Annotated in this window: 6 protein-coding genes; all 6 read left to right on the top strand. The window is 53.5% G+C overall.

Features of this window, described 5'->3' with window-relative positions; translation table 11 throughout:
* The first annotated feature begins 2 nt into the window (after window positions 1-2).
* The 6 genes from F3J17_RS19525 to F3J17_RS19500 all read left to right on the top strand — a co-directional run bounded on the left by F3J17_RS19525 (window position 3) and on the right by F3J17_RS19500 (window position 12,759).
* Window positions 3-2,423, top strand: a complete 2,421-nt coding sequence (locus tag F3J17_RS19525) for a peptidase M23 (RefSeq protein ID WP_167062207.1) — start codon at window positions 3-5, stop codon at window positions 2,421-2,423.
* Window positions 2,424-2,428: 5 nt separating this feature from the next.
* Window positions 2,429-2,887, top strand: a complete 459-nt coding sequence (locus tag F3J17_RS19520; RefSeq protein ID WP_167062204.1) for a hypothetical protein — start codon at window positions 2,429-2,431, stop codon at window positions 2,885-2,887.
* A 1,461-nt stretch (window positions 2,888-4,348) separates the two neighbouring features.
* Window positions 4,349-6,553, top strand: coding sequence for an OsmC domain/YcaO domain-containing protein (locus F3J17_RS19515; RefSeq protein ID WP_167062201.1), 2,205 nt, complete (start codon window positions 4,349-4,351; stop codon window positions 6,551-6,553).
* Between the two features lie 1,430 nt (window positions 6,554-7,983).
* Entirely contained in the window at window positions 7,984-10,671 is a 2,688-nt protein-coding gene (locus F3J17_RS19510; RefSeq protein ID WP_167062198.1) for a type VI secretion system Vgr family protein, read from the top strand.
* A 16-nt stretch (window positions 10,672-10,687) separates the two neighbouring features.
* On the top strand, window positions 10,688-11,857 hold the full coding sequence (locus F3J17_RS19505) for a hypothetical protein (protein WP_167062195.1): 1,170 nt from the start codon (window positions 10,688-10,690) through the stop codon (window positions 11,855-11,857).
* Window positions 11,854-12,759 (top strand): hypothetical protein, encoded by a 906-nt coding sequence (locus tag F3J17_RS19500; protein WP_167062192.1) that lies wholly within the window; start codon window positions 11,854-11,856, stop codon window positions 12,757-12,759. Before F3J17_RS19505 ends, F3J17_RS19500 begins: the two co-directional genes overlap by 4 nt.
* The last annotated feature ends 2 nt before the right edge of the window (window positions 12,760-12,761 follow it).

Raw genomic sequence — 12,761 nt, 5'->3', positions numbered from 1 at the left:
AGATGATTATCAGCCCTCCTTTTTTGCCCACAGCGGGCGCAGTGGATGCAGCGTCCAGCGGCTACGATGTTCTCGATCCGATGATGGATCTGGTCGATAAATTCGAATTAGCGCACGGGATCTATCCCATCGCCTTTGACAGACGCTGGCATACCGGTGTCCATCTGATGCCCGATACGCAAAACGAACGCGTGCGGGCTATCGCTGATGGCGAGGTGGTTGCGTACCGCGTGTGCCAGAAAGCCATCGACGGTGGCGAAGGTGCACTGGATAGCAATGCAGGGTTCGTGCTGCTTAAGCACTCGACCGAGACGGGCGAAGGCCGCTCTATCACGTTCTACTCGCTGTACATGCATTTGCTGGACCTGGACAGCTATACCGCGCTTGGCATCCAGGTCGAGTCCTTGCCAGAGTTTCTGCGCACGCCGACGTCCTGCGAAGGACAAGCGGGTGCTAGCAAGAGGGTGTACAGGAAGGATGTCCTTGGGTTGGCAGGGGCCTGTCACGGAATGCATCAGGTTCACTTCGAAATCTTCATGTTGCCAGCGGATTTCACCGCCTATTTCGGCGGCACGCAACTCGACAACAAGCAGCCTGCGACACCGCCCAGCACTGATTACTGGGGGCATACGTACTTCATCATCCCTGCTGGTCAGTCATTTCTGGGCAGCCCAACCGGCACGGAGAATGGCAAGCTGAAAGGAATTGCGTTTGACGCGCTGCAGTCTGGGTCTAATCAGAACACGCTCCACGTGGAGACGTACTTCCAAAAGGGCAGTCGTTACACAAACACGTGGAGCGTCGCGCAGGATGGCACGCGCACGCTGCTGACGCCGCAGCCCGTCAAGGAAGACGGGTACGAATATGATATGTATAAGCGCGCTACCGCGCTGTATGGCCGATGCCCGAGCGACGGCTACGAACTGCTGCGCTTTGGTCGGATACTGTCGGACAACCCGACGCTGCAGGACGGTGGGGCGAGTACTCCTGTCGGCGTCGCTCCAGGAGTGAGCGGCAATTCGCATCCGATGGCCCAGGCCAATCCGCGCACAACGTGGCTACGGATTACGTATGAGCAGGGAAAGGAGGGTTATCTCGATGTGAACGATAGTGGTATCGTGAAGCTGTCGGACGCGGATTTCCCTTTCTTTACAGGCTGGACGAAGATCAGTGAGCAGAATACGCCGTACAAGGATGACGGCATGTGTGACGTTGAGGCACTGCAGAAAATCGTCAATAACGCCTTGCCTCCCGTGGTCAACGGAAAGGATAACGAGTACCAGGACGAGGATGCGCTCTGCAACTACATCCTCGGCAATGATTCAGTTCGCCAGATGCTAAAGGGGTTCATCTGTGAGGCTCCGTCCGAGTGGGACAGTGCTCACAATGATACGCGGTACGGAAAGCTGAATGAGCCGGATGGTTTTTACGGCAAACAGAAGGACACCAACCCCTCCGGCTACAGTGACTTTCTGACGCTGCTCAAGAAGTTCCAGTTCTGGGACAAAACGGGTTTGCCCGATGGCAAACTTTGGTTCTTCCATCCGCTGCAGTTTATCCGGCACTTCAGGAGGTGTGGTTGGTTGAGTGCCGATGAATTCTCCATGACATTTCCGCGTTACTTATTTTATTCTGAAAGCGGGAATCCGCGCACTGCGATTACAACTGAAAACCATATTTATACAATTACTAAGGCTGAAGCTCGTGCTCGCGTGTTAGGTCACGTAGTATCGCTAAATAAATGTACACGAAAATACCTTGGTTCGGACAGGCTACGGATTTCCGTATTTTTGGCACAGGTCCTACTGGAGACGGCGCAATGGCGCAATCCCGGTGGAACAAGAAGACTGATGCATGAATGGGGATTTGGTCAGTATTCGAGCGCAAATCCTGCAACGCAATACTACACCGCTTTCTATGGCAGAGGAATTATGCAGCTTACCTGGGCCGGAAATTACAAGGATTACGGTGATTACAAAAAGCTCCCCGACCATTCCGGAGCATACATTGAGAGGCTTCCTTCCGTCGCTGCTCACCCACGCATCACGTCCACGTCGCAGCACTATACGTTGAACCCCAATGACAATGGACAATTGATGACATGGGCACCGCGGTTCGATCCCGATATCGTGGCTGAAGATCATGATCTGGCATGCGATTCGGGAGGATTCTATTGGGTTTCAAAACCATTTTCTCAGGGCATTAATATAAATCGCGTAGTTGATAGGGGATATTCTCCGGAGAATGTTGGATTTGTGAATAGATTGGTCAATGGCGGTTTTAATGGATATTATGAGCGACACGCCTATTCTTTGTATATCCTTGGTGAGTTGACTGATTTTATCCAGTTGGATATATTGCAGATGATTGCGCCGCCGCATCCTAAGAATCAAGTCCGGGCCGACTTGCATAGACCGGAGTGAATGAAATGAAACTTGGTAGATCTTTGTTTTTTGCATTTCTCTTGCTGGTTGCTTCATCCTCTTGGGCGTCGGGTGATGAGATTAATTTTCATCCGGTAAATGGAACGAACGTGGCTGTCTCGGTAGCTGATAGCAAGGTTTCTTACGTAATCGCCGATGAGAAAGGGGAGGTCGATAAAAGCATCGACATCGATACCGAATCGAAATTGCACCTGAGTATTGGTGACTACAGGTTCGATGGAACAAAAGGATTTGCGGTGTCGTATCTGGATGAGGGTATGGGGATCTATGAAATCTCTCGTGTATTTTATTATTCCAGAAAATTAAGGAGCTTCGAAGAACTCTCGCCTGCGTGCGGTGACGAATTTCTTAATCTAAAAGTAGACAGTAAGAAAAAGGTTCTTATTAGCACCTATTTTACGCAGAATGAACCGAAGACTTGCGTTACAAGGTTTGGTGGGTGAAATATTCAGGAGTCTGGTGTGGGCCGCTGGGCTCGCAGAAGGCACCAGTTGCCTGACTGGGCAGGCATAGCTGCAAGCCTCTCTGGCTTTGCAATCGGGCCTGTCCGAATGGTTAGTTTGTGCCTGAGGGCCTTGGAGGCTGAGCCGAATCCCGCGCTTTGAGCAGCGTAAAATTCGGCTTAACGGAGCCTTTGCTACGCCGGTCGGATTACCGGAAACCCTTGTCAGGAAAGGCCCATAGCGATTTCTTCGCGATATTATTTTAAGTATCTTTTGGCAATGGGGTGGCGCAGTACGCGACGTGAATTAGCTTGTGCAGTCGGCTGCTTTTGTTGATTTCGCGTCGACGTTATTTGCTGCCCACGATTGAAGTGTATAGTCTGGGCAGCTTTACCGCTGATTCGCAAAATGATTTTGTAATATACGGCACACGAATGTAAGTCAACTGTCGTTTAATACTAACTGTAGAATTTTGATCTATTGGCCATTGAATAGTTCTCGCATTTAAAATTCGAAGACCGCTAAAGTTATTTTGAGCAAACTGCGGATGGAAAATGCCATGCGGTTGTAGTTATCGATATTAATAATTTAATGTGGGATTCAAATCTGCGCCCGATCGATTGATTTTACCGATCGGGCGTGAATAGCGAAACCAATGCGCTGATGCAGCGGAGCGGTACGCGTACCTTGCAAAGCGTATCGCTCACCACACGCAGCTATAATGACAAGTTGCTTTCGTTGACGGCGAACCCCAAAGGCACGTCGGTGCCCACGCTGCGGTGCGCAGGGCGACTTGCCCCAGCAAGCCGAAGTCTACGACTCGGGCGCTCACACATACGGGCAGCAGAGCCAAACGTCGGTTCCATGATTCTCCTCTTTAGGGAATCAAGCCGTCGCGAAATCAGTCCTGATCGTGAGTTCGGTTTCTCGTCTACAGATCCTGCGTCGTACGGGAAATGCACGGTTTGTGCGTCGTATCCTGGACTCACCACTAGCCCGTGACCGGGTTCGACTCACACCGGCCGACCGGACTTCTCCATAGCAGCCTTGAGAATCGGGACTCAAGCTTGAATCGGGTCCCGATCCGCCGTTCCTGCAGCCATTGCTCGCCAACCCGTGCGTCGCGTATCATCGCCGCAAAGTGTTGCTGTTCACGGTATCTGCCAGCTGCGTCAACGGACGAGCGGGAGTAAGCGCAAATATCGGAGCTTGTTTTTTGATCTCGGACGCTGGACACCTCAGCGCGCAAGCCAAAACGCCATACGGTCTGGCACTTTGGAGGCTTCTTCGGCGGCTTTGCCGCTGTCCGTATTGATGGCAGTGAAAGCATTATCGTGCTGCGCTTAACGGACAGTATTAGCGCTTCAATGCTCAGCCGTAGCAACAATAACGATCTGCAACTGCGCTGCCGAAGGATAATGGCGGTCATATCATTTTTAAGTACCGATTGTAGGATGCTACATGGAAATTAAAGTCAACTTCCTCGATAAGCTACGCCTTGAAGCCAAGTTCGATGACTTCACGGTAGTGGCCGACCAGCCCATCCGCTACAAGGGCGACGGCTCAGCTCCTGGTCCCTTCGACTATTTTCTGGCCTCATCGGCCTTGTGTGCAGCTTATTTTGTGAAGCTGTACTGCGTAAATCGCAATATTCCTACTGAAAATATTCGCCTGTCGCAGAATAATATTGTTGATCCGGAAAACCGGTACCAACAGATTTTCAAAATTCAGGTTGAATTGCCGCCGGATATCTCGGAAACAGACCGTCGAGGTATTTTGCGCTTCATCGACCGATGTACCGTGAAAAAAGTGGTGCAAGCTGGCCCCGAGTTTGTGATTGAAGAGGTGGAAAACCTCGACGCCGATGCTCAATCGTTGCTGACGTTAAAGCCGGCTTCTGATGCCGGCATGTATATCGTGGGTAAAGATTTGCCATTGGAGCAGACCATCGCCAATATGTCGGGCGTTCTGGCGGGCCTGGGTATGAAGATCGAGATTGCGTCGTGGCGCAATATCGTCCCCAATGTGTGGTCGCTTCATATCCGCGATGCGCACTCGCCAATGTGTTTTACCAATGGCAAGGGAGCGACCAAAGAAAGCGCGTTGGCGTCGGCGTTGGGGGAGTTTATCGAGCGCCTGAACTGCAACCATTTCTATGGCGGCGCGTTTTGGGGTGAAGACATCGCTGCGGCGGAGTTTGTACATTACCCTAACGAGCGCTGGTTCAAGCCAGGTCGTAAAGATGCGTTGCCGACCGAGATTCTGGATGAGTATTGCCTGCAAATTTATAACCCCGATGGCGAATTGCGTGGCTCGCATTTGTATGACACCAACTCCGGCAACGTGCAGCGCGGTATCTGTTCGCTGCCGTTTGTGCGGCAGTCGGACGGCGAAGTGGTGTATTTCCCGTCCAACCTGATCGAAAACCTGTACGTCAGCAATGGCATGAGTGCCGGTAATACGCTGGCAGAAGCGCAAGTGCAGTGTCTGTCCGAAATTTTCGAACGGGCAGTAAAGCGTGAAATTCTGGAAGGTGAGATCGCATTGCCTGATGTGCCGCACGAAGTGTTGGCGAAATATCCCGGCATTCTGGCCGGGATTCAGGGGTTGGAAGAGCAAGGCTTTCCGGTGCTGGTCAAGGACGCGTCGCTGGGTGGGACTTACCCGGTCATGTGCGTGACATTGATGAACCCGCGGACAGGCGGCGTTTTTGCGTCGTTCGGCGCACACCCGAGTTTTGAGGTGGCGCTGGAGCGGAGTCTGACGGAATTGCTGCAGGGGCGTAGTTTTGAAGGCCTGAATGATTTACCTCAGCCCACCTTTGTCAGTAACGCCGTGAGCGAACCGAATAACTTTGTTGAGCACTTCATCGATTCCAGCGGAATCGTGTCGTGGCGTTTTTTCAGCGCCAAAGCGAATTACGAGTTTGTTGAGTGGGACTTTTCGGGCCAAGGTGGAAACTCCAATGCCGAGGAGGCAGCAACCCTGTTCGGTATTCTCAAAGACATGGGCAAAGAGGTGTACACGGCGGTGTACGACCAACTGGGTGCCGTAGCCTGCCGGATCCTGGTGCCTGATTATTCGGAAGTTTACCCAGTAGAGGACTTGGTCTGGGATAACACGAATAAGGCGCTATTGTTCCGCGCCGATATTTTGAACGTGCATCGCCTGGATGATGCTGCCTTGGCAGTCCTGCTTGAGCGGTTGGAGAACAATGAGCTGGACGAGCACTCCGATATTGCGACATTGATCGGCATCGAATTTGATGAGAATACGGACTGGGGGCAGCTAACCGTTCTCGAGTTGAAGCTGCTGATTCATCTCGCCTTGAAGCAATTTGAGGAAGCGCAAGATCTGGTCGGTGCTTTTCTGCAATACAACGAAAACACGGTCGAGCGCGGATTGTTTTACCAGGCCTTGAACGTAGTCCTGGAGGTGACGCTCGATGACGACCTTGAACTGGACGACTACCTGGTCAACTTCCGCCGGATGTTTGGTAACGCGCGAATGGACGCGGTACTGGGGAGCGTGGACGGCAGCGTGCGCTTCTTTGGGCTGACGCCAACGAGCATGAAGCTGGAAGGTCTCGATAGGCACCAACGCCTGATCGACAGCTACAAAAAATTGCATACAGCACGAGCTGCTGTCGTGGCTGCGGCGAGTTAGCGTGACGAGCGGCGGCTGGACACGATGATGTGATTTGCTCCGCTCGAAAAACTCCGGTCAGAAAGCATGTAGCCGAAAATCAGCGCAGGTGAGTCAGTTCTCCGTGAAAGAGCTGGCCGCCTGCGGGTAGGTAGTTCGGCGACGCCTGAAGGCCGACTGCCGACGAAGGCAGCATTGTGAGCACACAGCGGCTGCGGGGGCGGCCGTTGGGCTCGCAGACGGCACCAGCCGCTTACCGGGGCAGGCGTGGCGTCAAACCCTCGGACGCTGCAATCGAGTTGTCCGAATCGCTAGATGGGTCTCAGATACCGTGGGAGGCTTGTCCGCATCTCGCGCTTTGAGATGCGTGAAACTCGGCGTGTCCGCGCCCTTTCCAGCGCTGGTCGGGTAGCCGGAAACCCCTGACACAAAAGGCTCAGAGCGATTTTTCCGCGATGTTATTTTGAGTATCTTTGGGCAATGGAGTGGCGCAGTACGCGACGTGAATTAGCTTGTGCAGTCGGCTGCTTTTGTTGATTTCACGTCGACGTTATTTGCTGCCCACGATTGGATTGCAAAGTCACAGGTTGGCCACGGTCGTTCGGCCGAAGGTCGATTGAGTGGCGGACGACATAGTGGAAACGCTTGTTCAACGACCTGGCGTCCATCGATGAGCGGAATTGCGACTGCTTCTGGGCGCGCAGCGGTCGCGCCATGATACGGGCGACCCGGTCGCGCGAGTGACGTGTTCTGCCCGAACGCGGACACATGCGAACGTGCGACTTGTCGTCGGTCGCTTCCATTGCGAGTTTCTCTTGTCGACCCGTTGCTGTCCTTCGGCCTTTGAGTGGTTCGGTGGCCGCTTTGGGTACGATTTCTGCCCCGTGCCCCATATTCATTGGGGGGCGTTTTGGCCCAGTTCGCCGGAGAGGGTTGTCAGCGCTCTCGCTTCCCCCGCAGATGCCGGGCTTAGACACTGCAAGTGCGGCGCTCGCAATCGCAATCGCAAGGCGCCATATCAATGCATCGTTTCCGAACACCCTCATCGCAGCGTTAGCGACAAGCGGCCCGACGATCGAGGTGGCCGTGAACGCCAGCGACACTAACCGCATGTTCCTTACAGGCGCAGTTTTTCCGCTGCGTGCAATCGCGTGCATGCCCAGCGTATTGAGATCGTAGTATCGAGAAAGTTCTACATGTTTTTTCAAGTAGGCTGGTATTTAGCAGGTAGGCGGATCGGACATCATTACCTGATTTGGATGCCAGAGATCGTAGGCATGCAATATGCATTTATTTCGTGTAATTGATTGATGATTTTTTGGCAAGTTGAATTTATTATTCACGCGTTGCCGTACCCGATCAGAAAATCGAGCGGCGGAAATGTTAATTCTGAGAGATACAAATCCACTGTATTTGTTGGTGGAAAGATGGTGAAATAAAAAAGGTGTGAAATGAATGCGCAGGACATCGCGGGTGCAATTCGGGGTGGATTGCTCCAGCAAGATCGGCTTCTGAAGTTCGATACGCCGCTTGGCGAGAACGTGTTGTTGCCTCAACGTGCGGTGGGCTGCTCTCGCATAGGACGGCATTTCGATTTCACGCTTGATGTGCTCTCAATGCGCAGCGGTATCAAGCTCAAGGAACTCGTCGGGCAATCCGTTACGTTGTGGATTCAGCAGGGGGATAAGTCATATCTGCCTTGGAATGGCTATGTCTATTCGGTGCGCAGGCAAGGATCGGAAGGGAGTTTGACCAGCTATCAGATCCGGTTTGCGTCGTGGATGCATTTCCTGCGGTTTCGCCGCGACCAGCGCATTTGGCAGGATAAAGCCGCTGACGAAATCATCACTGAAGTATTTAACCGTCATCCCCACGCAAAAGGGCAATTCGCCTTTGCGCTTGCGAACCCGTTGCCTGCAAGATCGTATTGCACACAATACGACGACGACTGGAATTTCGTCCATCGATTAATGGAGGAAGAAGGTCTGTTCGGCATCTGGACGCAGGCCGACGACGGAAAATCGCATCGCTTGAACATCACGGATCGACTGGATACGTGCGAGGCGATTGCAGGGCGTACGGTCCAGTTTGCCCGGTACGGGGCATATGGCGAGGTCGATGCGCTGGTCCAGTGGTCCGATGTGCGCGAACTGCATAGCGCCGTGCTGACTACGCGCACTTTCGACTACAAGCATCCTTCGCCGCTGGCCAATCCCAAAGGCAAGACTGTGCCCACAGTGTCTCCGGAGTTGCCCGAGCAACTTGAAGTCTATGAGTATACCGGTCCCTATACGTACCTCAAACAGACGCGCGGCGATCATCTCTCGAAGGTCCGCATGGAAGAGTGGGAGTCTCGCGCGGAGCGATTCTACGGCGCTGGAGGGGTGCGGGCGATCGACGCTGGACGCTGGTTCGAGCTGGTTGGACATCCCGAACTGGATGAGGATTTCAGTGATCGCCGCCAGTTCGCGGTCATCGAAGTGACGTGGCTCATCGAAAACAACCTGCCAGAGTCAAGCCATCACGCCAGCTTCACCAATAGTCTGCGCGATCGCATTGCGAACGCGGTAGCGGACGATGCAGGAAACTCCGCGTCGCGAGTCACGCATGCGGATGGTTCCGAAGGCGTTTTTCTGGTCGAAATAGAAACACAGCGTAAATCCGTGCCATTCCGAAGCCCGTTCGAACATCAGCAACCGGTCATGCAGATGCAGACGGCGACAGTGGTGGGAACAGAGGGCGCGCCGGTCTATACGGACGAATTGGGGCGCGTCAAAGTGCAGTTCCATTGGGATCGCATCGGGCAGCGCAACGAACGTAGCTCGTGCTGGATACGCGTGAGCCATCCCTGGGCCGGGCAAGGGTTCGGGATGATTCATATTCCGCGCATTGGCGACGAAGTGGTCGTTTCGTTTCTGGACGGCAGTTCCGATCGGCCGATCATTACGGGGCGTGTGCCGAACGGCATCAACGTCGTGCAATGGAAACTGCCGGAGAACCAGGCGCTTTCGGGGCTGCGCTCACGCGACCTGGAAGGCACGCAGGCCAATCAGGTGGTGGCGGACGATACACCCGGCAAACAACAGGTCCAGGTATCGAGCGATCACGCGCAATCTCGGCTCGTGGTTGGTTACAACACTCGCATCGACGGTCAAGCCGGGCGCACGGCAGCTCGCGGAACGGGTTGGGAACTAGCGACGGACTCGTGGGGCGTCTTGCGCGCGAATGGCGGAATGCTGGTGACGACCGAGACACGCGCCGGTGCTGGCGCCGCTGCCAAGGATATGGGCGAGACCGCGTTGCGCCTCGCGCAGGCACACGATTTTCATCGGACGCTGGCCACCGCTGCGACAAATGCGCAGGTGCAGGACACACAGGACCAGTTACTGGTTGCGGATGCAATCAAACAGCAGAACGACGAAATCAAAGGGCAGGGCAGCGGTGACTTCCCGGAGCTTTCGAAGGCTCACCTCGTCCTCGCGTCACCGGCGGGTCTGGAGGCGACCACGGCCGGAAGCGTGCATATGGCAAGCGGCGCGCATATCGCCTTGACGGGCGGCACTCATGTGAGCGTGAGCAGCGGCACGAGTTTGCTGGCTTCGGCGCGTAGTGCGATTCGACTATTCGCCTACAAACTGGGTGTGAGGATGGTTTCCTATGCCGAAGATATCGACATCAAGGCGCTACAGAAGAATCTCAATCTGCTCGCGAAACTCGACATTACACAAACGGCCAATCGAATTACGATCCGCGCCGCCGAGGAAGTCATGCTGCACGGCGGTGATAGCTATATCAGCTTGAAGCAAGGCCAGATCACGGTGGGCGGCGGGGTCTATGAGGTGAACGCGCAGTCGAAGAATCAGCCGTCGAAACCGATGGGCGTGAATGCCAATGGCGTGCCAGACGTGCAGATGAACGATCAGCAGTTTCGTGTGTTATCGCCAACTGGGGTACCGATGAGCGGCGTCGCGTACAGCGTGAAGACCGCATCGGGTGCGCACGTAGCCTCGACAACGGCGGAAGGAAAATCTGCGTTGATCAATACAGAGAAGCCAGACACTGTCGCTTTCGATCTGCATTTTGATGAGTTTGCTGCCGCCTCGGGGCGGCCTTTTATCCCGGCATCTGCCGAAGCTTGAACACGAGTAACTAACAGTGCCTACTCCTTTAGCCGTCAACGGGCAGACCAATGACACGCCCCATACCGTTACCGATCTGAAATGTGATTGGCCCGCGTTCTGGACGCATGCGCAGCAATACGCGCTTAGTCAGATCGTCACACATGCGCCGGTTTGTCAGGACAAGCCGGACTATCGGAACGGTAGTCCGGGTATTGCCAATGACTCCGCGAACAAGTCCACGCCGCGTTTTGTAAGCAATTTCGCGGTGCGTGCGCGACGTATCGCAGGGGCTTATGCTGCGGTGTTTCTGGAAGATTTCCCGTATGGGAAGAAAGAGTTGGTGGGGCGTTTTTACTGGCTCGGTCTGGGTGCATTTGCGGCGAAACAAGTCGCTGTCACCCTGGAGGCGCCGCTGCTTCGTATGACAAAGGCCATGCCAACCTATACCTTACTCGGGCAAGGCAATCTGTGGCTATTCAACGACATTCTGCCCTGGTTCTACGGTTACGCGGTTGATCCAGCTTCATTCAAGGAGTCTGCGCAAAAGCGCAATAGCAATGATTTTCTGGAACCGGTGCGCAAAAACTTTCGTCTTCAACTTGACTATAAAGATGTCATAGCAAAGACGCCAATGCAGCGCGACAGAAATACCGGGGAGGTTATAAATGGTAAGCTTGGCTACCTTCAGGCTACTCCGCTGGTGACGGAAGGATTTGATTACGTCAAGCAATGGGAAGACGCGGGCGAGCACAGCAGATTCAGACCGAAACTCGCAATGCAGCATCTTTTCAACATCGCGTACCATGAGCAGGGCGAGGTACTGCAAGGTCTCATTTACGACAGGATCGTGTTTGATCTTGGTCTTGATTTTCAACGCGTTTTGCAGAGCAAGAAGTTTGATGACAATCGCGTCGTGGCCTCCGCTCTAGGCTTGGGTGCGATCACAGCTTACGAGTTAGCCAAGCTGCTTCGAGCACAGATTCCTCCTCTTGAGTTGGTGTTGACGTCCAGAGATAAAACAACTGATCCGGATCACAAATCAGCACCAGAGGGTGATATTACCATGCAAAATTATATTCAAAGAATGAACTGGATTGGTAAGGCTGCAAATAAATATGATTTGCTGATGACCTCACATAAAGATGAAATGCATTCTTATCTCCGCGAGATTGCTGGGTTCAGAAATATTCCAGATACGCCATGAGAATCAATTTTTTGACTAAATGTATAGCGACGCTTGCAATAACCGCGGGTGTTGCGCTTGCGATTTGTTTCGCGAAAACCAATTCACTTCCCACTTCAAAAATGAGCGAATCTGCCGTCACGCTTCAACTTGGGGATCCCAGTCTTTCAAAAATTACTGGTCTCAAAACGGACAACCATCCCACTGGTATGGATTTCTACGAAGCCGATTTCTCGCAGGCAGATCATCAAACAATAACGATCGAATCCGGTAAGAATAGTTTTCAGGTCAACAATGTTATCTCGCTGATGGGTGCTGCCGACAAAGATGTGCCAGGCGGAATCTTTGAATGGAAAAGCACGTCTACCTTTTCGGACAAGCAGGTCGAATCTCCAGAGGTTGCGCGCGACGGGATGATGCAAATTCTCGCAAGGCTGGAGGCGGCCGGGTGGAGACGGTTTATCGATAATGAATCTCCACGCTTGACCGGCGAGCAGGCGTGGCATTACGGCACATCCGCTGAAGGCAAAGGCGTGTATCCTCTTGATCCCTCGTACAAGCCCGATCTGGAAGAATGGCGCGCCGGTGAAGACTCTATGCCATCGTGGACGCTTTACGCGAATGGCACGTATATCGAAATCTCTTTGCAGGCGAGTGGCATGGCCGGGGTCGCAGGAAAGAAGACTTACCTCGTCAATATCGACGTGAAGAACGAGTATGCATTCTATGCGCTTGGATATTTTCCCGGGGACTCCGAGAAAATGCGCCACTGGGAAAAGTACATTCCCGCTGTACTCGCCAAAGCCCATGCAAAGAGACTTGCAACCGAAGCAACCTTGAAAGCGCAGGGCTATACGATCGATACGACCTATGAGGATCCGCCGATCAAAGCATTGCAGGATGCTGCGGGCAAACCGGAATGAGG

The organism is Burkholderia sp. Ax-1719, assembly GCF_011753055.1.
In the GTDB taxonomy this organism is placed as follows: Bacteria; Pseudomonadota; Gammaproteobacteria; order Burkholderiales; family Burkholderiaceae; genus Paraburkholderia.
This window is presented reverse-complemented; position numbering and strand designations above follow the sequence as displayed.